This window comes from Halalkalibacter alkalisediminis (genome assembly GCF_028610705.1).
GTDB classification, from domain to species: Bacteria; Bacillota; Bacilli; order Bacillales; family Bacillaceae_D; genus Halalkalibacter; species Halalkalibacter alkalisediminis.
Window position 1 is genome coordinate 102,631 of the sequence record NZ_JAQQWT010000005.1, and the last position, 25,916, is coordinate 128,546.

The 25,916-nt window shown below is 42.7% G+C and carries 29 protein-coding genes; 2 read left to right on the forward strand and 27 right to left on the reverse strand.

Features of this window, described 5'->3' with window-relative positions; genetic code table 11:
- Window positions 1-193, forward strand: a 193-nt coding sequence (locus tag PQ474_RS09465) for a hypothetical protein (protein ID WP_273842328.1), incomplete at its 5' end; no start/stop codon positions are given.
- A gap of 95 nt (window positions 194-288) precedes the next feature.
- Here the strand turns inward: PQ474_RS09465 and murA are convergent.
- The 27 genes from murA to prfA all read right to left on the reverse strand — a co-directional run bounded on the left by murA (window position 289) and on the right by prfA (window position 24,206).
- Window positions 289-1,608, reverse strand: coding sequence for a UDP-N-acetylglucosamine 1-carboxyvinyltransferase (gene murA, locus PQ474_RS09470; RefSeq protein WP_273842330.1), 1,320 nt, complete (start codon window positions 1,606-1,608; stop codon window positions 289-291).
- 42 nt (window positions 1,609-1,650) lie between these two features.
- Window positions 1,651-2,409, reverse strand: a complete 759-nt coding sequence (locus PQ474_RS09475; RefSeq protein WP_273842332.1) for a YwmB family TATA-box binding protein — start codon at window positions 2,407-2,409, stop codon at window positions 1,651-1,653.
- A 96-nt stretch (window positions 2,410-2,505) separates the two neighbouring features.
- On the reverse strand, window positions 2,506-2,742 hold the full coding sequence (locus PQ474_RS09480) for a DUF1146 family protein (protein WP_273842334.1): 237 nt from the start codon (window positions 2,740-2,742) through the stop codon (window positions 2,506-2,508).
- 264 nt (window positions 2,743-3,006) lie between these two features.
- On the reverse strand, window positions 3,007-3,408 hold the full coding sequence (locus tag PQ474_RS09485) for a F0F1 ATP synthase subunit epsilon (RefSeq protein ID WP_273842336.1): 402 nt from the start codon (window positions 3,406-3,408) through the stop codon (window positions 3,007-3,009).
- 174 nt (window positions 3,409-3,582) lie between these two features.
- The gene (atpD, locus tag PQ474_RS09490; RefSeq protein WP_273842339.1) at window positions 3,583-4,995 is read right to left on the reverse strand and encodes a F0F1 ATP synthase subunit beta; all 1,413 of its coding nucleotides are present in this window, start codon (window positions 4,993-4,995) and stop codon (window positions 3,583-3,585) included.
- 97 nt (window positions 4,996-5,092) lie between these two features.
- A complete protein-coding gene (gene atpG / locus PQ474_RS09495; protein WP_273842341.1) occupies window positions 5,093-5,950 on the reverse strand; it encodes an ATP synthase F1 subunit gamma in 858 nt (285 codons plus the stop codon).
- 116 nt (window positions 5,951-6,066) lie between these two features.
- Window positions 6,067-7,575: a F0F1 ATP synthase subunit alpha gene (gene atpA, locus PQ474_RS09500; protein WP_273842343.1), complete on the reverse strand. Its 1,509-nt coding sequence runs from the start codon at window positions 7,573-7,575 to the stop codon at window positions 6,067-6,069.
- Window positions 7,576-7,596: 21 nt separating this feature from the next.
- Window positions 7,597-8,145 (reverse strand): F0F1 ATP synthase subunit delta, encoded by a 549-nt coding sequence (locus PQ474_RS09505; protein ID WP_273842347.1) that lies wholly within the window; start codon window positions 8,143-8,145, stop codon window positions 7,597-7,599.
- Complete coding sequence (atpF, locus tag PQ474_RS09510; RefSeq protein WP_273842349.1) at window positions 8,142-8,633, reverse strand: F0F1 ATP synthase subunit B; 492 nt, start codon at window positions 8,631-8,633, stop codon at window positions 8,142-8,144. The genes PQ474_RS09505 and atpF overlap by 4 nt, the downstream gene beginning before the upstream one ends.
- Before the next feature lie 164 nt (window positions 8,634-8,797).
- Window positions 8,798-9,010 carry a F0F1 ATP synthase subunit C gene (gene atpE, locus PQ474_RS09515; protein WP_273842351.1) on the reverse strand — a complete coding sequence of 71 codons (213 nt, stop codon included), beginning with the start codon at window positions 9,008-9,010 and terminating at the stop codon, window positions 8,798-8,800.
- Window positions 9,011-9,090: 80 nt separating this feature from the next.
- Complete coding sequence (gene atpB, locus PQ474_RS09520; RefSeq protein WP_273842353.1) at window positions 9,091-9,804, reverse strand: F0F1 ATP synthase subunit A; 714 nt, start codon at window positions 9,802-9,804, stop codon at window positions 9,091-9,093.
- 7 nt (window positions 9,805-9,811) lie between these two features.
- The gene (locus tag PQ474_RS09525) at window positions 9,812-10,204 is read right to left on the reverse strand and encodes an ATP synthase subunit I (RefSeq protein ID WP_273842355.1); all 393 of its coding nucleotides are present in this window, start codon (window positions 10,202-10,204) and stop codon (window positions 9,812-9,814) included.
- Between the two features lie 2 nt (window positions 10,205-10,206).
- Entirely contained in the window at window positions 10,207-10,431 is a 225-nt protein-coding gene (locus PQ474_RS09530; RefSeq protein WP_273842357.1) for an AtpZ/AtpI family protein, read from the reverse strand.
- Window positions 10,432-10,760: 329 nt separating this feature from the next.
- Window positions 10,761-13,013 carry a S8 family serine peptidase gene (locus PQ474_RS09535; protein WP_273842359.1) on the reverse strand — a complete coding sequence of 751 codons (2,253 nt, stop codon included), beginning with the start codon at window positions 13,011-13,013 and terminating at the stop codon, window positions 10,761-10,763.
- Window positions 13,014-13,156: 143 nt separating this feature from the next.
- A complete protein-coding gene (locus tag PQ474_RS09540; protein ID WP_273842362.1) occupies window positions 13,157-13,300 on the reverse strand; it encodes a hypothetical protein in 144 nt (47 codons plus the stop codon).
- On the reverse strand, window positions 13,287-13,916 hold the full coding sequence (gene upp / locus PQ474_RS09545) for a uracil phosphoribosyltransferase (RefSeq protein ID WP_273842364.1): 630 nt from the start codon (window positions 13,914-13,916) through the stop codon (window positions 13,287-13,289). The genes PQ474_RS09540 and upp overlap by 14 nt, the downstream gene beginning before the upstream one ends.
- Before the next feature lie 321 nt (window positions 13,917-14,237).
- Window positions 14,238-15,485, reverse strand: coding sequence for a serine hydroxymethyltransferase (gene glyA / locus PQ474_RS09550; RefSeq protein WP_273842366.1), 1,248 nt, complete (start codon window positions 15,483-15,485; stop codon window positions 14,238-14,240).
- A 118-nt stretch (window positions 15,486-15,603) separates the two neighbouring features.
- Window positions 15,604-16,164 carry a TIGR01440 family protein gene (locus PQ474_RS09555; protein WP_273842369.1) on the reverse strand — a complete coding sequence of 187 codons (561 nt, stop codon included), beginning with the start codon at window positions 16,162-16,164 and terminating at the stop codon, window positions 15,604-15,606.
- A gap of 68 nt (window positions 16,165-16,232) precedes the next feature.
- Window positions 16,233-16,670 (reverse strand): ribose 5-phosphate isomerase B, encoded by a 438-nt coding sequence (gene rpiB, locus PQ474_RS09560; protein WP_273842370.1) that lies wholly within the window; start codon window positions 16,668-16,670, stop codon window positions 16,233-16,235.
- Between the two features lie 43 nt (window positions 16,671-16,713).
- Window positions 16,714-18,012 carry a methyl-accepting chemotaxis protein gene (locus PQ474_RS09565; RefSeq protein ID WP_273842372.1) on the reverse strand — a complete coding sequence of 433 codons (1,299 nt, stop codon included), beginning with the start codon at window positions 18,010-18,012 and terminating at the stop codon, window positions 16,714-16,716.
- Between the two features lie 14 nt (window positions 18,013-18,026).
- The gene (locus tag PQ474_RS09570; protein ID WP_273842374.1) at window positions 18,027-18,476 is read right to left on the reverse strand and encodes a low molecular weight protein arginine phosphatase; all 450 of its coding nucleotides are present in this window, start codon (window positions 18,474-18,476) and stop codon (window positions 18,027-18,029) included.
- Between the two features lie 217 nt (window positions 18,477-18,693).
- Window positions 18,694-19,233, reverse strand: coding sequence for a manganese efflux pump MntP (locus tag PQ474_RS09575; protein WP_273842375.1), 540 nt, complete (start codon window positions 19,231-19,233; stop codon window positions 18,694-18,696).
- A 179-nt stretch (window positions 19,234-19,412) separates the two neighbouring features.
- The gene (locus tag PQ474_RS09580) at window positions 19,413-20,453 is read right to left on the reverse strand and encodes an L-threonylcarbamoyladenylate synthase (RefSeq protein WP_273842378.1); all 1,041 of its coding nucleotides are present in this window, start codon (window positions 20,451-20,453) and stop codon (window positions 19,413-19,415) included.
- Between the two features lie 223 nt (window positions 20,454-20,676).
- Window positions 20,677-21,120, reverse strand: a complete 444-nt coding sequence (locus tag PQ474_RS09585) for a GNAT family protein (RefSeq protein ID WP_273842380.1) — start codon at window positions 21,118-21,120, stop codon at window positions 20,677-20,679.
- Window positions 21,121-21,174: 54 nt separating this feature from the next.
- On the reverse strand, window positions 21,175-21,810 hold the full coding sequence (gene spoIIR, locus PQ474_RS09590) for a stage II sporulation protein R (RefSeq protein WP_273842383.1): 636 nt from the start codon (window positions 21,808-21,810) through the stop codon (window positions 21,175-21,177).
- A 448-nt stretch (window positions 21,811-22,258) separates the two neighbouring features.
- On the reverse strand, window positions 22,259-23,134 hold the full coding sequence (gene prmC / locus PQ474_RS09595) for a peptide chain release factor N(5)-glutamine methyltransferase (protein WP_273842386.1): 876 nt from the start codon (window positions 23,132-23,134) through the stop codon (window positions 22,259-22,261).
- 1 nt (window position 23,135) lies between these two features.
- Entirely contained in the window at window positions 23,136-24,206 is a 1,071-nt protein-coding gene (gene prfA, locus PQ474_RS09600) for a peptide chain release factor 1 (protein WP_273842389.1), read from the reverse strand.
- Window positions 24,207-24,370: 164 nt separating this feature from the next.
- Between prfA and PQ474_RS09605 the strand changes: the two genes are divergently transcribed.
- Complete coding sequence (locus PQ474_RS09605; protein WP_273842394.1) at window positions 24,371-25,678, forward strand: FAD-dependent oxidoreductase; 1,308 nt, start codon at window positions 24,371-24,373, stop codon at window positions 25,676-25,678.
- Window positions 25,679-25,916: the final 238 nt, after the last annotated feature.

Below are 25,916 nucleotides of genomic sequence, written 5' to 3' on the forward strand. Positions count from 1 at the left end.
GGCAGTGGCTCCACTCGTTGCGCGCCTTTTTGAGAAGACCGCTCAAAATGGCTTAAAAGATGGCAACGGCTCCGCTCGCACTTCCCGTAATAGCAAAAAAGGGAAAGGGCAAACTCTTGGCCTGCTCTTTACCTTAATCTCCTGTGACGCGATATGCGGTGGCAGTGGCTCCACTCGTTGCGCGCCTTTTTGAGAAGACCGCTCAAAATGGCTTAAAAGATGGCAACGGCTCCGCTCACTGCTTCGTTGATATACAAAAAGGTAAAAAGCGACCTTTTTGTATATCAACTACACCAAATTCGATTTCAATGGAGCTGGTGCGTCGAGGTTTTCAATTTCTTCGTCAACCTGTTCTTCTACACGTTCTACATCTGCTCCTAGAGCTTGGAGTTTTTTTGCTAAATCGACGTATCCACGGTCGATGTGTTTTAATTCTGTGACGCGAGTGATTCCGTCTGCGACAAGTCCTGCTAGGATGAGGGCAGCGCCTGCTCGTAAGTCAGTTGCCGCTACTTCTGCTCCTTGGAGCTTATTAGGACCTGAAACAATCGCTGAACGTCCTTCAATTTTAATGTTGGAGTTCATGCGACGGAATTCTTCGACATGCATATAGCGGTTTTCAAAGACTGTTTCAGTGATCACACCTGTTCCATGCGCTTGCAGGAGTAGGGCCATCATTTGTGCTTGCATGTCGGTTGGGAAGCCTGGATGTGGCATCGTTTTGATGTCGACTGGCTTTAACTTTTTTGGGCCGACTACGCGTAATCCATTTTCCACTTCTTCAATATGAACGCCCATTTCACCCATTTTGGCAATTAAAGGACGTAAGTGTTCAGGTGTTGCACCTTCTACTACAATGTCACCTTGAGTCATTGCCGCAGCTACCATAAAGGTTCCTGCTTCAATGCGGTCAGGGATGACTGTATGCTCCGCACCAATTAATTCTTTCACACCTTCAATACGAATTTCACCCGTACCTGCACCACGAACTTTTGCTCCCATTGCGTTCAAATAGTTCGCTACGCAGACGATTTCTGGCTCTTCTGCAGCATTTTCAATGATTGTCGTTCCTTCAGCCAAAGTAGCGGCCATCATGATATTCTCCGTTGCACCAACACTTGGGAAGTCTAGATAAATTTTTGCACCTTGTAAACGTCCATCGATGCGTGCTTCAATAAATCCATTTCCGATCTCAACAGTTGCTCCCATTGCTTCGAAGCCTTTAAGGTGCTGATCAATTGGACGTGACCCAATCGCGCAGCCTCCAGGTAATGCGATTCTTGCTTTTCCTACACGAGCAAGAAGTGGTCCCATGACAAGAAAAGAAGCTCTCATCTTGCGAACATATTCAAATGGTGCTTCTGTCTTTAACGTGTCACAAGCATTCACATGAAAGGCTCCGTCTTTATAGTCAACTTTAATATTCAAGTTTTTAAGAACTTCCTTCATTGTGTATACATCTGCCAATTTTGGCACATCATATATGTGGCTTGTGCCGCGGCCTGCTAGGATTGATGCAGCAATAACAGGCAGGACCGCGTTCTTAGCGCCCTCTACCTTAACTGTGCCGCGTAGCTGATTGCCACCCCGGACAATAATTTTTTCCAACGTATTCCCCTCCGCGTCTAAATTATAGTCTCTTCTCTATCATCAATATTCAGTGGTAATAATAGGCGTTCCTATTGTCACCGTTGTCCCAGCGCCCAATCCTTGATTTCCTCTAATCGCAACCTGGATATTCATTCTCGTCCCGTTCGTTTCAATGTAAGGTGTCCAATCAGGATTATAAGCGGAATAAGAGACAAACAACTCTTCATTTAGTGCTTCTACCGTTTCTGCACCTAGATGCTGAATCCAAGTTTTCGCCCTTTTTTCTATATCTTTTGAACTCGACCTGTCGTTTGCTTGAATCTGAACATAGGTTGTTGGGCTATCCATTTGAAGTTCCTGGATTCGCTCTTCAACTAATTCACCTACTATATTAGATTCAATGACAGATCCATTTGTTCCAAACACCTCATAAGTGACTAGGTGAGTAGATCCATTCTGGTTTGGTGTTGGATATGCGAAAAATTGTAGAGATTCAGTTAGTCCATTTGGTCCTACATATGTAAAGTGCGCCTTCCATTCCGACCCCTCTGTTAAAAGAGACGTATTTTCCCAACCATTCCTTTCAAACGAAGCAACTTCTTCCATAAAATCCTCTTCAGTAGAAAGCCTTGCTTGAACTCGCTCATCTCTAAGACGAATTCTCCACTCATTAAGTTTCATGTCTTCGTTGTTTTCCACCAGTTGATAAAACTCGTTTAATGGTTGTTGATACGTCGGAACATCATTTGCCCCTTGAACATGTGCATACCCTACTATTGAAAAAACTAAACCAAATACAACTAACCGCCATGCAACCATTTATGTTCTCCTCCCCAAGAAAACGTTTATTACTATCATTTTTACCAAGAGGAGGTTTGCCATACATGGAAGTTGTAGTCATTCCTCGACAAAACCCTATTCAAACAAAAACCTGAGCATTTGCGATGAATGCAGGTAGTCAAGAAAAAATGAGCTGAGCAACTGGGCAATGGCAATCGTAACGATTATCATTAATACCTTTGCCTTCGGACTATTTGGTTCTTTGACAAATAGATCAAATCGAAAAGATTGTAATGCCCACCATGTAACAGCCAAGAAAAAGACACTTGCAACAATATGTACAATTGCTTGTTGTCCAAATCCGTCGAACATTGTCATTACTCCCTACCGCTGATCAGCTTTTAATTAGGCTAAAATCTTTTTCTATTGTTTTTCAGAAATCAGCCCATTTTCCATCATAACTGATACAAAATAAAAAATCTATAGGAGAAATATGTGTTTTTGTAGTTGTTCGGACCTATTTTTTCTCAGAAAACGCTTACTTTTTTTAAAAGGGCAAAACAAAAAAATAAGACACTGTCCTTGTGTCTTATCATTTGTTAAGCGCACAAGAATTATGTCTTATTTTGTCGTTATTTATTTACCCGCAACATCTAAGCGATTCATCGCTTTTTTCAACGAAAGTTCAGCACGTTTGAAGTCAATCTCATCAGCACGAGCTGAATCAATTCGCTTTTGTGCTCTTTCTTTCGCTTCACGAGCGCGGTCTACATCAATACCTGAAGGCAATTCAGCAGCCTCTGCTAAAATCGTCACTTTGTCAGGACGGACTTCTACAAATCCACCACTAACCGCTACTTTTTCCACAGTGGTGCCTTTTTTTAAGCGTACGGCTCCTACTGTTAATGGAGCCACTAACGGAATGTGATAAGGCAAAATACCTAGTTCGCCCTCAACAGTACGAACACTGACCATATCAACATCGCCGTCATACACCTTGCCATCAGGAGTTACAACACTTACTTGAATTGTCGGCATTGGAAAACCCTCCTTAATAGAGGTTGTTCAAAAAGGAATCATACCCACCTTTTTGAACAATCTCGAAGCAATGAGCGGAGCCGCTACTCGAGGCGCAAGAAGCACTCACGCCTAAAGAGCGAAGCCATTGCCTAGCTAAGATAAAGAGAATGTCTCTCTTATCTTAACTAGCAATTACGCCATTTGTTTTGCTTTTTCAACTACTTCTTCGATACGACCAACAAGGCGGAATGCATCTTCAGGAAGGTCATCATACTTACCTGAAAGAATTTCTTTAAAGCCTTTTAGTGTTTCTTTTACCGGTACGTAAGACCCAGCTTGACCAGTGAACTGCTCAGCTACGTGGAAGTTTTGAGATAAGAAGAATTGGATACGACGTGCACGAGCAACAACCAATTTATCTTCCTCAGATAACTCATCCATACCTAGGATTGCGATGATATCTTGTAATTCTTTGTACTTTTGAAGTGTAGATTGAACTTGACGAGCTACTTGGTAATGCTCTTCTCCAACAATCTCAGGAGATAGGGCACGTGAAGTAGAGGCAAGTGGATCCACGGCAGGGTAGATACCCATTTCAGAAAGTTTACGCTCAAGGTTCGTCGTTGCATCTAAGTGAGCAAACGTCGTTGCAGGAGCTGGATCTGTATAGTCATCGGCAGGTACATAGATGGCTTGAATCGATGTAACCGAACCAACTTTAGTTGATGTGATACGCTCTTGTAATTGACCCATTTCCGTTGCAAGTGTTGGTTGGTAACCAACGGCAGAAGGCATACGTCCTAATAAGGCTGAAACCTCTGAACCTGCTTGTGTGAAACGGAAGATGTTATCGATGAATAGAAGTACATCTTGTCCATCGCGATCACGGAAATGCTCAGCCATAGTCAAACCAGAAAGAGCAACACGCATACGCGCTCCAGGCGGCTCGTTCATTTGACCGAATACCATGGCCGTTTTCTTAATAACGCCTGAATCTGTCATCTCGTGGAAAAGGTCATTTCCTTCACGAGTACGCTCACCAACACCAGCAAATACCGAGATACCGCCGTGCTCTTGAGCGATGTTGTTAATAAGTTCTTGGATTAGAACCGTTTTACCTACACCGGCTCCTCCAAATAGACCGATCTTACCACCCTTGATGTATGGTGCAAGAAGGTCAACAACCTTAATTCCTGTTTCAAGAATTTCTGTTTTCGTAGAAAGTTCTTCAAACTTAGGCGCTTGACGGTGAATCGGATCACGCTTTACGCTAGCTGGAATTGGGTCATTTAAATCAATTGCTTCACCAAGAACGTTGAATACACGTCCAAGTGTAGCTTCACCAACAGGCACAGAGATTGGTGCGCCTGTATCTACTGCGGCAGTTCCACGAACAAGACCATCCGTTGAATCCATCGCAACAGTACGAACTGTATTGTCACCAAGGTGCAAGGCAACTTCAAGCGTTACGTTAACATCAACAGCATTAATTTCAGAGCCAACTTGCTCAACTGTTAATGCATTGTTGATTTCAGGAAGGTTTCCGTTATCGAACTTAACATCGACAACCGGACCCATTACCTGAGTAATGCGACCTTTATTCATTTTTCTGTCCCTCCATTCAGGTACTAATGCCGTTTGCATTATATGTCCAAGCTTAGAAGACTTATCTATTAAGCCTTCTTAAGCTACAAAAAATCTTCTATTCAAGCGCCGCTGCGCCACCAACGATCTCCGTAATTTCTTGCGTGATCGCCGCTTGACGAGCGCGGTTGTAGACTAACGTTAAATCATCAATAAGAGCGGTAGCATTGTCTGTTGCCGCGCTCATTGCCGTCATACGTGCACCAAATTCACTTGCTTTTGCATCAAGCAACGCACCGAAAATCAGGCTTTCTGCGTATTGTGGCAATAAACGTTCTAAAATGGCTTGCTCTGATGGTTCATATTCGTACGTAGTAGTCGTTGTTCCTTCACCGATATCTGTTAAAGGTAATAGCTTCTGCTCGGTTACTTCCTGTGTCAATGGACTCACAAAATGGTTGTACCATACGTATAGCTCATCAAAAATACCGTCAGCAAACATCTCAACCGTTGTTCTTGCAATGTTTTTGATGTCGTTAAAATCTGGTTGGTCAGGAAGTCCAGTGATTTCTTGAATAACTGGAAGGTTACGTTTCTTAAATAAATCACGTCCGATACGCCCCATAACAACAATTCCGTACTCATCTGGTGATTTATGACGTTGTTCAATTGTTTTAAGAAGCGAACGCGTAAGACTGGCATTGTATCCTCCAGCTAACCCACGGTCAGACGTAATGACAATATAGCCCGTTTTCTTAACCGGACGCTCTTGTAGCATCGGATGAGTTGCTTCAGTCGAAGAAGAAGCAATACTTGCCACAACCTCACGAATTTTTTCCGTATAAGGTAGAAATGATTGTGCGTTTGATTGTGCACGATTCAATTTCGCAGCCGATACCATTTGCATCGCCTTTGTGATTTGTTTTGTCTTCTTCGTTGAGGTAATACGCGCCTTTATATCTCTCATTGAAGCCATTTATTTTCACCACCTTTTCGCAAAACTAAAACGAGTTACCCTGCATGAGAGGATTCGCCTGAATTGAAGCAAGTTCAATTCGGGGTAGCAGGCTAGAAGCCTGCTAGAATGCTCTATTAGTTACTAGGTACAAACCCTTTTTTAAACTCACTAATCGCAGCTTTGAACTCATCTTCGTCAGGAAGATTTCCAGTTGTGCGAATATGGTCAAGAATTTCTTTTTTGTTGTGATCAAAGTATGTGAATAACTCTGACTCAAAACGTAATACATCTTCAACCGGGATATCATCTAAGAAGCCTTTTGTTAAAGCATAGATAATCGTAACTTGGTACTCAACTGGTTGTGGTTTGTGAAGATCTTGTTTCAACACCTCAACCGTACGTTGTCCACGATTTAACTTCGCTTGCGTGGCACGGTCTAGATCCGATCCAAACTGAGCAAATGCTTCTAATTCACGGTATGCCGCTAAGTCTAGACGCAATGTACCAGCAACTTTTTTCATTGCTTTGATTTGCGCTGAACCCCCAACACGTGATACAGAAAGACCTGCGTTAACCGCTGGACGAACACCAGAGTAGAATAGATCTGATTGTAAGAAGATCTGTCCATCTGTGATCGAAATTACGTTTGTTGGAATGTATGCAGATACGTCACCAGCTTGTGTTTCGATGAAAGGTAGAGCAGTGATTGAACCTGCGCCTTTTGCATCACTTAACTTCGCTGCACGCTCTAATAAACGGGAGTGTAAATAGAATACATCCCCTGGGAATGCCTCACGACCTGGAGGACGACGTAGCAATAATGAAAGCTCACGGTAAGCAGAAGCTTGTTTCGTTAAATCATCATAAATGATTAACACGTGCTTGCCATCGTACATGAACTCCTCACCCATAGTTACCCCTGCATATGGAGCTAAGAATTGCATCGGTGCTGGATCAGATGCACTAGCAGATACAATGATTGTATAGTCAAGAGCACCACGCGCACGTAATGTATCAACTACACCTGCAACGGTTGTATCTTTTTGTCCGATTGCTACATAGATACAAATCATATCTTGATCTTTTTGGTTCAAGATCGTATCGATCGCAATCGCCGTTTTACCTGTTTGACGGTCACCGATGATTAACTCACGTTGACCACGACCAATTGGAACCATTGTGTCAATTGATTTAATACCTGTTTGAAGTGGCTCATGAACCGATTTACGATCCATAACACCTGGTGCTTTGTTTTCAATTGGACGTGATTTAGATGTAGAAATAGGACCTAAACCGTCGATTGGTTGTCCTAGTGCATTGACAACACGACCAAGTAATTCAGTACCTACAGGAACTTCCATGATGCGTCCAGTACGTTTTACTTCGTCCCCTTCACGGATTTCCGTGTAAGGTCCTAAGATAATGATACCGATGTTGTTCTCCTCAAGGTTCTGAGCCATCCCCATTACCCCGTTTGAGAATTCAAGAAGCTCACCAGCCATAACGTTCTCAAGGCCATGAGCAAGTGCGATACCGTCACCAACACGGATAACTGTACCAACGTCTTGTACTTGAACATCAGACTGAAAATTTTCAATCTGCTGTTTTATAAGAGAGCTAATTTCCTCTGGTTTGATGCTCATTTCTTTCACCCCTATCTTCTACTAGCGTGTTCCGGCCAAAAGCTTGCGCCCGATTTGATCAAGCTGCGCTTTTACCGTTCCGTCATATATGCGATCTCCAATACGGACCTTAATGCCTCCGATTAGATCTGAATCGACAATGTTTGTTACTTCAAGATGCGATTTCTTTGCCTTTTTCGCAAAAATTTCCGCAATATGATCTTGCTCTTTCTCAGATAGCGGCTTTGGCGAATACACTTTCGCTTCCGCTACGTCCTGAGCTTCATAAGCTAATTCTTTAAACTTATTAATCATTGGAACAAGAATATCCGTTCTTTTACGCTCAATAAGAAGCAATAGTGTATTTAATGTCATTTCACTTAAAGCTTTCGTGAAGTTCTCTTGAATAAACGCTTGCTTTTGTTGATTCGTTACTTTCGGATGACTTAAAAGCGAAACGAATTCAGGAGTTGATTCAACAACTGCCTTTACTGTTTGCAGCTCTTCGTTTACTTTCTTTAGGTCATTTTTTTCTTGTGCCAATTGAAACAAGGCGTAAGCATAACGATTCGCTACTGCTAGATTGCTCATAGCTTATCGCCTACTTCTTTTAGGTAATCTTGAACAAGCGCTTCTTGTGCTTTCTCATCAAGTTCTTTTTCAATCACTTTTGATGCGATTAAGACAGATAGACCTGCCACTTGCTCACGAAGAGCTGTAACAGCTTGCTCTTTTTCACGTTGAATTTCTGCTAAAGCAGAATCCTTTAAACGCTCTGCATTTACTCTTGCTTGCTCTAAAATATCTTGACCTTGTTGCTCGCTAAGCTTTTTAGCTTGTTGAATGATTTCTTGTGCTTCAAGTCTAGCTTTTTCTAACTCTTTACGTTGCTCTACTATAAAGTTCTCAGCCTCTTTACGATTCTTTTCAGCTGAGTCCAGGTTCTCATTTACGATTTGTTCACGCTTTTCCATTACACCCAATAAAGGCTTAAGTGCAAATTTACTAAGGAAAAAGAGTAGTGTAAGGAAGGCAACCAATTGATAAAGAATTGATCCCCAGTTAATATCAAAACCCACTTCGATTCACTCCTTTCTTGGATGTGAAAATAAACAATAATTTATTTAAGAACATTACTTTCATTCATTACATGACGATACATAAGGAATGGCGAAGGTCCGAGAACCGAACTGTCGCCATTCACAAGTTATCTTGCTCGTCCTAAAGAACGAGCTCACTTGAATTATTGGAATAATAGTAAGAAAGAGATAACGATCGCGATGATCGGAACAGCTTCCGCAAGAGGTACACCGATGAACATAAGTGTTTGTAGAGTACCTTTTAGTTCTGGTTGACGTGTTACACCTTCAAGTGTTGCTTTAACGATAAGTGCTACTGCGATTGATCCACCAATTGCTGCTAAACCTGCTGCAATTGCAGCTCCTAATAATGCCATGATTAAATTTCCTCCTTAGATTTATCTATGTTTTTTTATTATATAGAATGTCCTCGTAAAAGGACGGTTGTAACCTGATCTTAATGATGCTCAACTTTGTGAGCCATGTAAACCATTGCAAGCATCGCGAAGATATACGCTTGAAGCGTACCGATAAACATACCAAACGCCTGCCAGATTATCGTTGGAAGGAACCCTCCAAACAATCCTATTAAACCTGATGTCCCTAGTCCAACTAGTAGTACCATCAGAATTTCCTTTGCATATACGTTACCGAAAAGACGCATTCCAAGCGTTAACGTATTTGCAAATTCTTCAATGATTTTGAACGGTAAAAGGAAAGGTACCGGACGAACATAGTCCTTGATGTACTCTCCAAACCCTCTAATCTTAATTCCATAATAGTGCGTCATGATGATCACGAGCGCTGCCATCGTTAATGTAAGGGCAGGATCGGATGTTGGTGATTTCCACCAAACCTCATGCGTCGATTTATTATAGATTTCAAAAGGAATTCCTAGCATATTTGCCACAAAGACATAGAACAAGAGCGTGAAAGCGAGTGCGAGAAATTGACCGCCCACTTTCCATCCCATATTGGCTTTGATGATTCCGCGAACGAAATCAATCATCCACTCTAGGAAATTTTGCAAACCAGTCGGGCGCATTGCTAGTTGACGTGTTCCAATAAAACAGATTAAGAATACGATTAGACATGCAACAGTCGTCATTAAAACTGTAGACATATTGAAGGACAACCCAAAGTACTCCCTAATGGGTGATATATGATCCATTAAATTTTCACCTCTTTCTACCAGATTCAATAAGTATATCTGCCATAATAATGACATAAATCAGGGCGAACCCTGTAATGACTGAAATTAGATGGAGTTGATCTGGAAATTCAAGCGCTAGCCATACACACAATATCGCCAAACCAATTCGAATTAACACACCAAATGTGGAAATAAAATAACTGAACACAGTGAATTTCTTTAAGCCTGTGGCAACGGACCCAACAAACTTTGCTTTCCTAAAGGTTGTCCAAAGACTTAGAAAGCTAAAAATGAGTCCAATCGTAAGACCGAGGAATTGAGGTTTGAATGAACTAAGGACATAACCGGTCATAAAAATCAAGATTAATAAGGAGACCATTACTGTGTAGCGTTTCATTTTTCCTTCTAGTGACATCATTGCTATTTCCCGTCTCCTATAAAAGGTTCAATCGCTCTGTAAACTCCGTAGAACCCCGTGCCAAGTCCCAACAACAAAAAGGTAACGAGGAAAAACGGCTTGGCCCCAAACTGGTTTCCTAACCAGAGACCCATAAACACTCCACTGACAGTTCCACCTACAATATAAGATGAAATGATAGAAACAAGTACCATGGCACGCCAAGGGCTACGTTTACCACCTGTCATTAAGCGTCCTCCTCAAACTGTTGTTGCGCTTCATAAACCTTTATATGTAAACCTTCTCATTATACCCTTAGTAATCGTACAATAGTGAAAACCCTGTGTCAATGCGATTTGTCATTAATTCGACGGTTCATTTACCATGTTCACATAACTGTCAAAAAAGCTCACATTCAGTGGACAATGTGACCAATTTGACTAGACTTTTTTTCTTAGGCTCGTATACAGGGTGAGACTTGTAATACCATTGCTTCATTCGTCATTCATTGTTTTGACCTCACCTCAACAAATCCAGACCTCATCTTTTGTCAAGAAAAGGTCTGGATTTGTTATTTTTATTTATCTTCTAACACTTGCGCTCCGATGACAATCGTTGATTCAATCGTGTCTTCTTTTCCATCCTTACGCGCATAGACTAGAGCCTTATACACTCCATCTGGTAAGTCAAGCTCCTTCCACTCTTCCCCTACCATTCCCCGCCCAACATCTTTTTTCGTGTCAAGGAAGCGAATAAATTGGAAGGTATCTGGATCATATAACGCAATGCCCATCTCCTCGGCTCCTCCTGGTAAATAAAGCTCATAGCGATATTCACCTGGATGATCTCCGTGACCGAAGTTAAAAGCCATCGCTCGAGGATAGTTCGGTTCTTCTATAAAAAAGACATAAGGGACAATAATTGGATCTTCTCCACCTCCAATGACAATTTCGCCATGATGGATGCCTTCTGCAAGCACAGCTGGAAATAGATCTAGCTTTACGTCCACTTCCGTTTTGTCTCCAGGTTTGAGTGTTGTCGAAAAAGGAACTTCCCATTGCAAACCATCCGGAGCTTGAAATGGCGGTTTCACATGGTAGGTCCGGGTCTTATCATCATGATTTTCGATCGTGAAGGTAACCATTCGTTTCTCTCGCGGATCGTCCTTTGTGTATTTTCCAAAGGTTAGTGCCCCAGGATATGCAAGTGTTTTAGCTTGAACGGCTTTATCTACTTGCAGTCTCCCCGCTCCTTGCTCGTATGGGTAATACGGCTCGCCGTCTGCTTTTACTAATTGCTTGGCCGTATTCATCATCGCTGCTTTAATTTGCACAGGTGTCCAATCAGGGTGAGCTTGTTTAATAAGTGCTGCAGCCCCCGCCACATGAGGGGCTGACATGCTCGTTCCATTTAAGCCAAGATAGCCTTTTGGAACCGTACTATCGATCGAGACACCTGGCGCGACTAAATCAGGCTTGACTTCCCACGTTTGTGTGACCGGCCCTCTTGAGCTAAATGGTGCAATGAAATCTTCCTCGTTTCGATAAATCGTTCTAGCATATTGCTTATCTTTTTCGTTCTCTAGTTGTTCAAGAATCCAATCGCCATCTTCCTTTGAAATACTAACAACTGGAAGCTTGATCCCTTGTTCAACCGCGCCTACAAAAGCCCCTGGAAGGTTGTTGTATATGAGCACCGCCTTCGCTCCAGCCTTTTGCGCAGCCTTCGCTTTTTCTGCAAAAGGAATCATCCCTCTTTTGATAAGCACAATTTTATTTTCAGCCTCTACGTCTTCCCACTCATCCTCTAATCCATAACCAGCTTCAACAATTTCAAAGTCACGTTTTAACGTCCAAGGAAGTGTCCCACCGATCGGGTATAGCGTCACTTCTTTTTCTAATCCGGCTATGGTCACATAAGGTGTTTTTAAAGGAGGAGCTGAAGCCCCAACCGAGATCGCTTTTGTGGAAGTTCCCGGCGAGCCCACGGTCCACATATTCGGTCCACTGTTTCCGTTGGACGTGACGGCCACAATGCCTTCTTCCACTGCTTTATCGAGCGCAATACTCGTTGGCCAATCCGGTCCATTCACGGTATTACCAAGTGAGAGATTTAACACATCGACTTCATCGTCGATCGCTTTTTCAATCGCTTCAATGACTTGCTCCGTTGTCCCTTGCCCGCCTGGACCGAGAGCACGGTATGCATATAAATCTACTTCCGGCGCGACGCCTTTTAGTTGCCCATTAGCGCCAATGATCCCGGCGACATGCGTCCCATGTAAAGTCGGAGGTCCTTGTGAAGCAATCGTCTCCATCGGATCACGGTCATAATCAACAACATCATAACCACCCTTGTAATTAGCTTTTAAATCAGGGTGGTTGTAATCGATTCCTGTATCAATGACCGCTACTTTAATCCCTTTTCCGCTCAGGCGCTCTCCACTAGGATCAAGCATCCCACGCATTTCATTTCCACCGATAAAAGGCACACTGCCATCTAAATTCGCTTTGTATTCCACGACTTTATCTACACGTTCTATTTCATTAAACGACTGAAGCATGTCCACTTCACTTTCTAGTAGCTCAATGGAAAATCCGTTCAACGTTCGCTTAAATGTTTTTCGAATCTTGCTGTTCGGAAAAGCAGTTGATACAGCAGCAACCGCTTCCTCCACTTCCCCAGATGCCGTCACAATGACGACCACTTTTTCATCTGTATGCTCCTGTTCTCCCATATTTGGAATCTCAGGAAAAGTGGCAGCGAATCCGGTATTGATATTCATCGTAACTAATAGGATCGTTAACCAGCACATCAAAACATTTTTCATATCCTTAACCAGCTCCCCCACCGTTTTGCATATATGGTTTAGTATGAACAGAAAAAGAAAAAACATGTATGAGATGGTGGGATGTGGGTAGGAACGGCGACTTCCACAAGAATACGGCAACTTCTGACTAGTTTTCCGGCAACTTAATTCTGGAATTCAGCAACTTTTCTACCCTTTCCGACAACTAGACTCTCGCATTCGGCAACTCCTGGCCACATTCCGGCAACTCCAGCAAAAAAAGAGGCTGATTCCTCAGCCTCTTCGCGCACATATTTATTTTGTTCCAAATAAGCGGTCTCCCGCATCACCTAAGCCAGGAACGATGTAGCCGTGATCGTTTAGTTTCTCATCCATAGCCGCTAAGTAGATGTCCACATCAGGGTGCGCTTCTTTTACGATCTCAACACCTTCTGGAGCGGCTACTAAGCACATTAATTTAATGGTTCTAGCTCCGCGTTTTTTCAAGCTATTAATGGCCTCTACAGCAGAACCGCCTGTTGCGAGCATGGGATCGATTACGATGAATTCTCTTTCTTCAACGTCCGTTGGAAGCTTCACGTAGTACTCAACTGGTTGAAGCGTTTTGGGATCACGGTAAAGACCAACATGTCCGACTTTCGCTGCTGGAATCATGCGAAGAATTCCATCGACCATACCAAGACCTGCACGTAGGATCGGCACTAACCCTAGTTTTTTACCGGCAATTGTTTTGGAATTAGCTAGTCCAACCGGCGTTTCTACCGTAACATCTTGCGTCGGTAAGTCACGCGTAATTTCAAATGCCATCAAACCAGCAACTTCATCTACTAGCTCACGGAATTCTTTTGTGCCTGTTTTTTTATCACGAATATACGTTAGTTTATGCTGAATTAACGGGTGATCAAACACGAAAACTTTACTCATTAGCTTTTTAGCTCCTTTTACGATCTATTATCTCCTACAAAATTCTACATAAAAAGCCTGCGCCCTTCAAGTTTTACTGTGATAAATTCTTTATTTCATTAATTTGTAATGTTTAGACTACTTAAGCACTCATCAAAATCTCCTGACAGATCTTGTGAATTAGACGTCGATAGAGATGCTTTTCTTCATAAACCCGTTCGCTGTATAGGAACGATTGTCCAGATCTATCTAACGTTTCGCCATTTAAACCATCCACCAGATTTACTCACAACAGGCACACAAAAATAAAGCCGGACCTCTACAGGCCCAGCTTCACATTTCTTATAGATGCGTGTACATCGGGAATTTAGCTGTTAATTCAGCAACACGAGTACGTGCTTCTTCTAGTTTTTCTTCGTTCTCTACATTTTTCAATGTTAAAGCGATAAGAGAACCGATTTCATCCATTGCCTCTCCGTCAAGACCGCGCGATGTAACAGCTGCTGTTCCGATGCGGATACCACTTGTTACGAATGGGCTTTCTGGGTCGAATGGGATTGTGTTTTTGTTTGTAGTGATTCCCACTTCATCAAGTGCTTTTTCAGCTACTTTTCCTGTAAGGCCTAACGAGCGTAAGTCTAGAAGAAGAAGGTGATTGTCCGTTCCACCTGATACAAGGTTAATGCCTTCACTCTTCAATTTTTCACCTAAGCGTTTTGCGTTGTCAATGATTGCTTGACCGTAAAATTTGAACTCAGGAGTCAACGCTTCACCGAAAGACACAGCCTTCGCTGCAATCACGTGCATGAGCGGGCCACCTTGAATTCCTGGGAAGATCGATTTATCGATTTTCTTACCGAATTCTTCTTTACATAAAATCATTCCACCACGAGGACCGCGAAGTGTTTTATGTGTAGTCGTTGTTACAAAATGTGCGTGAGGAACAGGATTTGGGTGCAAGCCTGTTGCCACAAGACCAGCGATATGCGCCATATCGACCATTAAATAGGCGCCTACTTCGTCAGCGATCTCACGGAATTTTGCAAAATCAATCTCGCGTGGATATGCACTTGCCCCTGCAACGATCAACTTCGGCTTATGCTCTAGTGCTAACTCGCGAACTACATCGTAATCAATGTACTGAGTTTCTTTATCGACACCATACTCAACGAAGTTATAAAGAACTCCACTGAAGTTAACTGGGCTACCGTGAGTTAAGTGACCACCATGAGAAAGATTCATACCAAGAACGGTGTCACCAGGCTCTAAGATTGTAAAGTAAACGGCCATGTTCGCTTGTGCACCTGAGTGCGGCTGAACGTTTACGTACTCAGCACCAAAGATTTCCTTTGCGCGATCGCGAGCTAAATCCTCAACGATATCAACATACTCACAACCGCCATAATAACGACGGCCAGGGTAACCCTCTGCGTACTTGTTTGTTAAAACTGAACCTTGTGCTTCCATAACAGCAGCACTTACGAAGTTCTCTGATGCAATGAGCTCAATTTTATCGCGTTGGCGACCTAGCTCCTGTTGTACAGCTTCAAATACTTTTGAATCTTGATTTTGTAACGTATCTTGTTTCATCTCTATTCCCCTTCCAACTCTATATCTTTCGGTTTTCAAACAAACACAACATCAATTCGCTTCTATATTAACATAAATCACGCGTTATTTCCGTACGAATTTAATAAAAAATTAAATTTTATTCATGTTCCTCTGTTCTTTCATAGACAGCACGGATGCCACCGATGAGTTTTGGTCTTGTAACAGCCATTGTCACATGCGCTTCTCCGACGGTTTTGACCTTGCTTCGAAGGGGGACTGCGACTTTTTTTAAGTGCATGCCAATCAACGTGTTACCAATATCCATTCCAACATCAGCCTGAATCGACTCCACTAACACCGGGTCTTTCATTTTTCGAAATGCATATGTAGCCATCGCTCCACCCGCTTTACGAATTGGAAAAGCCTGAACAATCTCATACCCACGTGATAGAGCGGTATCTCGTTCGACCACTAGCGCTCGGTTTAAATGTTCACAGCATTGAAAGGCAAGCTGAACCCCTGTTTTTTCATGAGCTTCCATGAACGCAGCAAATAAGGCCTCGGCAATTTCATAGGAACCATTTGAACCAATATGCTCTCCGGCGACCTCACTCGTGCTTGTCCCAATTACGAGAAGGGTATCAGCCGTCAGTTCATAAGCTTGATTCAAGTCCTCTATTAATGTGTTCACTTGATTCGTTTCAAATGACAAGTCCATCCCCCCTGCCTCCTTCAGATGGTTTTGCTTTTCTAAAAAAACACTCATAGCAAGTATTTTTCCCTTCATTACGCTTCGTAATTCGTAATTTTACTAACACGATTCGCGTGACGTCCACCTTCAAATTCTGTTTCAAGCCAAACACGGGCAATTTCCCGCGCAAGACCAGGACCAATGACACGCTCTCCCATCGCAAGCACATTTGTATCATTATGTTCACGAGTGGCTTTCGCACTGAAAACATCGTGAACAAGCGCACACCGAATTCCTTTTACTTTATTAGCGGCAATCGACATCCCAATGCCTGTCCCACAAATAAGAATACCTCGGTCATATTCTCCGTTTGCTACTTTTTCAGCAACCGGTAAGGCGTAATCTGGGTAATCAACCGATGTTGCACATTCACAACCAAAGTCTTCGTAGGCAATATTCATTTCATCCATTAATTGTTTGAGCTCCTCACGGATGTTCATTCCGCCATGATCTGATGCAATCGCAATTTTCATTGTTCTGCCCCTCCTTTTAGTTACCTGTCTTTTTTCGTCAGTCTTACGTAGTAAATCGCTCGATTGTTGCCTTTAAATTTTTTGCTTGATTAGATAAGTCATGAGCCATTTGCTCCATCTCGTTGATGGAAGTCCCTTGCTGTTCCGTCATTGCTGAGATTTCAACGGAACCAGCTGACGTCTCTTCTGCAATCGCCGCAACTTCTTGCGATTGATGAGTCGTCGTTTGAATGGATTCCATTTGACGATTAATCATCTTGGAAATGTCTGTGATAAACGAATCGACTTCGTTGACTGACTTTTCCACTTCACAAATAGCTTGATTGGTTGCCGTTCCCTGCTCAGATTGTATCATCGCCACTTGTACTTGATCGCCGATTTGCCGAGCCACATTTTTCACTTCAGTTTGGATATTGTGAATGAGATTGGTAATACCTTGGACTGCCTTAGCACTTTCATCCGCTAAATGACGAACTTCATCTGCAACAACAGCAAAGCCTTTGCCGTGTTCCCCAGCACGAGCTGCTTCAATGGATGCATTCAGCGCTAATAAATTGGTTTGACCGGCAATATCTCCAACTAGAGAGATAATTTCGCCTACTTCTTTTGCTTGTTTTTCTAAGCGTTCCACGGCAAGGAGTGATTTTTCGTTATCAGAAGCCAACTGACGGATTCCTTCTACAAGTGAATTCACAACCGTTCTACTCTCTGCTAACGTACTTACCATCCCTTCAGACGAAGTCTTTGATTCATTCGCTCGAGCCTGAACCAGCGTTGCAATCTCCGTAACTTCTTCCATTGATTCCGCCGTGTTTTGAATGGCATATGCAGTATTTTCTGCACCTTTAGCAATTTCATCCATCGTTTGGCCAATTTGAGTCGCTTTTGTTGCTGCAAGCTCGCTAGCAGCTGAGATCTCAGCCACCGTTTGATTGGTCCTATTAAAGTTTTGATCAATATCTTTGACCATGCTCCGCAAACTCGCTAACATTTCATTATAAGCCAGTCCTAACGCGCGAATCTCATCATCTGATTTTGAGACCATTATGTCCTCTTGAATATCACCCGCCGCTGCTCTTCTCGCCGCTTCTTCAACCTCACGAAGTGGTTTTGTCAAAAGCGGTGCCGCGATAAACCCTAAAAATCCACTCCAAAAAACACCTTTAATGAGTGTAAAAAGAACGATCACATTACTACTTAAGCCCAAAATTTCTTGTAAGGAATCAGCTAAAAAGAAAATGAAAATAGCACTAAATCCAAATGTGACGATAGCCAGTCCACTGATGCCGATCACGAGCTTCTTACGAATACTCGCCCTATACGATGTTTGTCCCCCTGCCACCTTGTTCCACCTCTTTAAGATTCCTCTTTTATTTTTCTCGTTAAACCATCTAAACTTGCTTCAATCTCTTTTGCAGTTTGTCTATACGCTTCTATTGGTCCACCGATTGGATCGGCAATATCAGGGTTAGGCGTATTGGGATCGACATATTCTTTTAACGTAAAGAGATATTCGCTTACTTGAGGAAAAAAAGTTTGAATCATTTGCTTATGCGAGCTCGTCATTGTTAGAACGAGGTCCGCCCACTCAAGCAACTCCTCCGTTACATGTTTGGAACGATGATTTTCAACGATTCCGAGTTCCGACAACACCGCTTTTGTTCCTTCAGAGGCTGGACTGTCTGGAAATGCCTGTACCCCTGCAGATTTCACCTCGATGTCTTCCCCTACGCGTGAACGCAGCAGCACTTCAGCCATCGGACTTCGGCATGTATTACCGGTACAGACAAAAAGCACTTTCTTCATGTTGTAAAACACGTCCTTCCTTTACGTCAAATACGTTTTTCCTTATCAAACAAAGCCTACAATGATGACAAATGACATTGCCAAAGTACCAATCCCCTTTTATCATTTGCTACAAATGTAGTCATTGCTTTTTGTTCCCCATTGATTAAATTTATCTTATCATACCGCCCTTCAAAACGGTATACAAGGCCTCTTTTGAAAAGTCGTTTTATGACAGTTACAATATTAACTTTAGCCCAAAACCGATCAAGATAAAACCACCAAGTAACTCACCATAGGTCCCTATGTATTTGTGAAACCTAGATCCTATCATTAATCCAACCCATGATAAAACCATACTAACGAAACCAATCATGATAACCGTTAAAGCCGTTTTAGCGCCTAAAATTCCAAAGCTTAGACCGGCTGAAAAGCTATCCAAACTTACACTTAACGCAAATAAGATAAGCCCTAAACCAATCGGTTGCATCAATCGTTCGTCCTCATCGGATTTAAACGTTGCCATAACCATTTGTAAGCCTATAATAAGTAGAAGTCCTCCACCAATATACGTCGCGATCATCCCAAAATAATTCGATAACAGCTTTCCTGTTACCATTCCAAGCAGTGGCATCAAAACGTGAAACAGACCGATCGTCACTCCTATATGAAAAATCTGACGCAAACGTAAACCAAGCATGCCCATACCGAGTGCGACTGAAAAGGCATCCATTCCCAATGCACTTGCCATTATAAAAAGTGTAAACATTTCGCTCATCTCTCCCCACTCCCCGAACATGCTATTTCAATGTATGCACGTCCAAAAAGAAATAGACAACCTATCTTGAAATTGGTTGTCTAAGAGATCAAAATTATTTATTTTTCACCATTTATATTGGCACTTCATTCATCTGTTCTACTCCCTTTTTTCTTTGTAATCTTACAACGTTTTTCCGTCTAAATGACTTTTCCACCTGCCGCTTTTTCTAAGCGATTCATAATCGCTATGCCTATGTTTTCAGCTGGAAACGTCTCTGAAAAGATGATTTCAGCCTTTTCTTCGTCAAATGTTCGCAAGCTTTCATAGAGTTGATTGGCCACCGTAGCTAAGTCTTGTCTGCTCCCACAGCTTACAATGACATCAGCCGTATACGACCCTTGATTATCTTTTGTCGTTAAAACCCCCGTTCGCTTCCCTTCCGCTTTCGCTTCAGCTAATAAGCTTGGAATCTGCTTTCGGTCGCGGACAAGAATCAACGTTCCATTTGGCGCGTAATGGGTGTATTTCATCCCGGGTGAGAGCGGGGCTTCATCTGTTGATTTTAAAGAAGGGTCGACTTTGATTTCTCCAACTAACGCTTCGATGTCTTCGATTGTCACGCCACCAGGACGATATAAAATCGGAATCCCCTTGGAGCAATCAATGACCGTTGATTCAAGACCAACACCCGTTTGACCTCCATCTAAGATCCCTGCAATTCTCCCTTTTAAATCATGAAACACGTGCTCCCCACTCGTCGGACTCGGTTTCCCAGAAAGATTTGCACTTGGTGCGGCTACGGGCACATTGGCTTGCTTAAGCAATTCAATCGCTACCGGATGATCTGGAATTCGAATTGCAACCGTGTCTAAGCCGGCCGTTACACTTGTGGCGACCGATTCTTTCTTTTTTAAAATGATGGTTAAAGGACCTGGCCAAAAATGATCCATTAATTTTTTCGCTAAAGGCGGAATATCTGTCACAAGCTCGTCCAACTGTTTTACACTAGCAATATGGACAATTAACGGGTTGTCACTTGGTCTGCCCTTCGCCTCAAAGATTTTTTTAACAGCTGTTTCCTCTAAAGCGTTGGCACCAAGACCATAAACCGTTTCTGTCGGAAAAGCGACCACTTCCCCTTTTGTTATCCACATAGCTGCTTCCTTTATATGTTCACTGTGTTGACGCTCATTTAAAAAGTTGTCCACAGCCCAAAAAAAAGTTTGTTTATAACTCACGTTTCATCGCTCCTATCTCTTCCATTTTGCAAGTGTTGTCAAACGATGTCAATAAAAGAGCAAAAAATCGACATAAACCCTTGTTATTTAAAGCTTTTAGCTAGTATATCCAATCAAAACGATACGCCATTCGACAAATTTCGAAGACGCGAACCAAAAAAAGTTGTCCACACCTGTGGGCAACTTGTGTATAACTATGGTTATTTATCCAGTTATCAACATCTTATTCCAATAATGAACAGGCCCAAACTTTCACATCAGCCTTTGCATTTCTCTTGAAATGTGGAGAACGACTAATTTGTTCCGGAACCTCCTCTTTTTCAATTTCCCTGAACCCAAGTTGATGAAAAAGGGCATTAGTTCCTTTTGCACAAAGATAAATGGTTTCCATATTTTGCTCTTCTGCATATTTTAATGTTAATTGTAAAAATTCTAAGCTCAGCTGAGCGGTCCAGATCGGCGAGTCTAAGACAAGAGAACGTAAAAGACCTTCTGTTTCATACTGCTCAACCCCGACTGTTCCAATTAAGTTTTGATCCTCATCTTCGACAACAAGGAAACTCTCTATATATTGCTCAATTCCTTCATCACGTAATCCTGCTTTTGCCACCAATCTTTGTATTGGTAGCATGTCCTTCTCTTTCGCTTTACGAACGACAATTCCCATAAGCTCCACCCTTTCACAGTACCTTACTTCATCTGTATGCGGAGCTTGTACCGATTATGCCTTTTCTGAAGAAAAGATTCGATCCATAATACTAGAAAACAATTCGACTACGAAAAACGCGACCTCAACCTCTTCTTCTGATTCATCTACTTCAACTGGCTCTTCTGCACTAACCTTCCCCGTTTCCGTCGCTTCTCCATTAGCCATATCTAGAAAACATAAGGGCGGAAACAACACACACCACCAGTTCTCCCCGTTTCCTTCACCTAGCGTAATCAACACAGCATCATACAAACCAGCTGGATACACGATGTTTCCATACAACTTCGTCGGAAATTGAACCTCTGAAAAACTCACTTCATACGATTGATTCAGCCCCATATTAGCTAACTCTTGTTCCACAATCTCTTCAATCATTACTAGATTGTCTTCAATCGTCGTTTTCGCTTCATCTAAATCTTGTATATCGAAGACCATTTCTGTAATCGCTTCATTTACACGATCACGAATATCACGCTTTAACGCTTGATCTCGAATCGCATCACTATTAGCTAAAATCCGTAATCGAATCGCCTCTTCTTGACTCACTTCCTGATGCAAAGACGCCACCGCTACAGCATTTTCAGATTCCCAACTAATTAATAGAACAAACAAAGAGAATAATAGATATATAATAACATTTGGTTTCAATTTAACGCACCGCCCTTTCACAAACCATTGTGGTCAGGAAGGCGTTTCTTTAAACCTATGATTCTAGATTTTTAATAAAAGGTTGAACTTTACCTTTTATTAAAGATTCTATGCAATGAGCGGAGCCGCTGCCCATGTTTTAAGCCTTCTGAGCGGGCTTCTCAGAAAGCGCGCAGCGTACGGAGCCATTGCCACCGATCGAAGGGGGTTTTTTCATACATTCTGAAGCGAGAAATAAAGTTGATTGAAACTTAACGGACATACGTTCCGCTATTTGCGAAAAAAGGGCTATTTTCATAGGACAAGCGGACACCAGGGCCGCTATTTACCAATATCCCTATCAAAATAGCCTCTAATATGTTAAATAAGGTCTCTCATGTCCGCTAAACTAAAAAAACACCCGTTTTCGTGCAAATAACGGCTCTCATGTCCGCCAAACTTCTCTTCCTTATTTTTCCACCCTCATATCCCCATAAGCAAACACCATACGTTCTTTTCCATTTATATCGTGTTTCACTTCCGTTTCGGCTAAAGGGAATATTGCAGCTAACATCTCTCGAACGACTTCTGCTTGTCCCACACCGACCTCAAAGGCCACAATGCCTTTTTCATTTATACAAAGCGGCAATTCACTCATGAAGCGACGATATAAATCAAGTCCGTCCTCGCCACCGAATAAAGCAAGATGCGGTTCATGCTCTCGTACATGGATCGCTAAGCTTTCGGCGTCACTTAACGGGATGTAGGGAGGATTGGACACTACGATATCCATTTTCGTTTTTGCCGCAAGTAACGGTTCGAGCAAGTCCCCTTGTAAAAAACTCACCTTTGCGTGTAGCGATTGTGCATTGCCTCTCGCAACGGTTAACGCATTTTCTGAAATATCGATTGCTTGAACATGTAGCGATGGGTCTTCAAGCGCTAATGTAACCGAAATCGCTCCGCTTCCTGCCCCAACATCGACTAGTTGTACCTGTTCATTTTCAAAAAATTGCTTTTTCAAGTCCAATACAGCAACGACGAGTTCCTCTGTTTCAGGTCGTGGAATTAGCACATGCTCACTCACTTGAAAACGTCTACCGAAAAACTCTTCGTAGCCGATGATGTGTTGAACCGGAACACCACTTGCATAGCGTTCAAGATCTATTTTTAATTGCGTAAAATATTGGTCCTCAAACGGATCCTGCAGCCTCATCAACAGCTCCGTTCGGTTGACTTGTAAGTAATGACGAATGAGCCAATCTGCAACGGGCTGCTCCAATTCGCGTTCAGCTAAAAAAGAAGAAGCCCAACGAAGGGCCTCCTGAATTGTGATAGGTTTCATCTTAATCTTCAGCCCTTTGCATCGCTTCTGCTTGCTCTTCTAAAATGAGGGCATCAATGATTTCATCAAGCTTACCTTGTAAAATTTGCTCAAGCTTTTGAATCGTTAACCCGATACGGTGATCGGTTACACGGCTTTGCGGGAAATTATACGTACGAATACGCTCAGAACGGTCACCGGTCCCAACCGCTAGCTTACGATTTTGATCGTACTCCGCTTGCACTTCGCGGTTGATTTTATCATACACACGAGCACGAAGAACTTTCATCGCTTTTTCTTTGTTCTTGATTTGTGATTTTTCATCCTGACATGATACAACTGTATTTGTCGGCACGTGCGTTAAACGAACCGCTGACATCGTCGTATTAACACTTTGTCCACCAGGTCCACTTGAAGCAAATGTATCCACGCGAATATCTTTATCATGGATTTCCACTTCAACTTCTTCTGCCTCAGGTAAAACCGCTACCGTAGCTGTCGACGTATGAATACGTCCACCTGATTCTGTTGTCGGAACACGTTGAACACGATGCGCTCCATTTTCATACTTAAGCTTCGAGTACGCTCCAGCACCATTCACACTAAAGATGATCTCTTTAAAACCACCAAGTTCAGTCGTCGTTGATTCGATCACATCGACCTTCCATCCTTGCGCTTCCGCAAAACGGCTGTACATTTTGTAAAGATCTCCAGCAAACAGCTGCGCTTCATCTCCACCCGCAGCTCCGCGAATCTCAACAATAACGTTCTTATCATCATTAGGGTCTTTCGGTAAAAGGAGAATTCTCAAGCGAGCCTCAAGCTCTTCTTTACGAGTGGATAATTCATCAATTTCTTCTTTTACCATCGCATACATTTCATCATCTAGCTTTTCTTCAAGCATCGCTCTCGCATCTTTATGTTGCTCGTTTGCTTCTTTATATTCACGATACGTTTCGACCGTTTCCTGAAGGTCGGATTGTTCCTTTGAATACTCCCTTAGTCGTTTTGAATCATTTATAACATCCGGGTCACTAAGCAATTCGTTTAGTCGATCATAACGATCTTCCAATGATTGTAATCGGTCTAACACGGCTATTCACCTCATTAAAATTTCCAGTCTATAACAGTCTAATTATAGTATACAGAAGGGGTTGGGTCAATGTGAGTCGAAACTGATCTTATGAATAGTCTCCCCCAATTTTGCTTATCTAGAACGAAAATGGGGTATTGTACTAATAAAAGGAGTGAGTCTTTATGAAATATGTCATTATTGGCGGTGACGCAGCTGGGATGAGTGCCGCTATGCAAATTGTTCGAGCAGACGATGAGGCCGAAGTCACCACGCTTGAGATGGGCGCCGTCTATTCATATGCACAATGCGGCTTGCCCTATGTGGTTGGCGGCGTCATCGACTCATTTGATTCTTTGATTGCACGTGATGTCGAGACGTTTCGAGAAAAATATGGAATTGATGCACGGGTCAATCATGAAGTCACTTCGGTTGATATGGAGAAACAAACGGTTTCCGGCGATGGATTTGAGCTAGAATACGACAAATTACTCATTGCTACAGGCGCAAGTCCCGTTATGCCTCCATGGGATGGCACCGACCTAGATGGCATACATACGGTCAAAACCATCCCTGACACAAAAGCAATTGTAGAAGAGTTGGATCACATATCTCGCGTGGTCATCGTTGGTGGTGGTTACATCGGACTTGAGATGGCTGAGAACTTTGTTGAGATCGGAAAAGAAGTAACCATGATCGAGCGCGGGCCACGGTTAGCAAAAATTTTTGACGAAGAATTATCCGAGAACATTCACGCGGAAGCCCGGAAGCATGGGATTACGCTAAAATTTAATGAGTCAGTTGAATCTTTTGAAGGTGAACAGCGTGTTCAGCGTGTGATCACCGACAAGGGAGTCATTGATGCCGATCTTGTTGTGGTGGCAGTTGGCGTGCGTCCCAATACGAGCTTCTTAGACGGAACGGGTATTCACCTGTTTGGCAATGGTGCAATTAAAGTAAATGCCTTCATGCAGACAAATGTTGAGAATGTCTATGCAGCAGGCGATTGCGCGACGCAATATCACCGGGTAAAGGAGCGCGATGATTACATCCCTCTTGGCACACACGCCAACAAGCAAGGTCGTTTAGCCGGACGTGCGATGGTCGGAAACCCTCGATCGTTTCAAGGCATTGTCGGGACATCGATCATTAAATTTTTTGATCTGACTTTAGGACGAACAGGATTGGCTGAATCTGAGATAAAAGAGATGGGCTATCCTTTTAAGACAATCGCAGCCTCAGTCCGTCATATCGCTGGCTATTATCCAGATTCTAAGAAAATGGACATTCGTCTTAGCTATCATGAAGAAACGGAGCAGCTGCTCGGAGGTCAAATTATCGGGGAAGCCGGTGTCGATAAACGGATTGATGTGCTTGCGACCGCCCTCTTTCACCGCATGCGCGTGTCAGAGCTTGAAGATCTAGATTTGGCGTACGCACCTCCTTATAATGGAGTTTGGGATCCGCTTCAGCAAGTAGCACGGAGGAAATAGTGTTTGTTCTTGAGGCGCGAATTTCCTACACTAACACTAAGATAGAGTCAGTAATATGATCAGAGAAAGAGCCAAACTCCTGTGTTTGGCTCTTTCCTTTGCCTATTTACCCCCAAATGCTGTCTCTTGTATCCATAAAAATGATCAAACAAGGAGGAGTTTACTTGCCAGATTCAAATGAACACAATTTAGCTTTGCTAATTTATGTTTCGAACTTCATTTTTCCCGATTGTAGCAC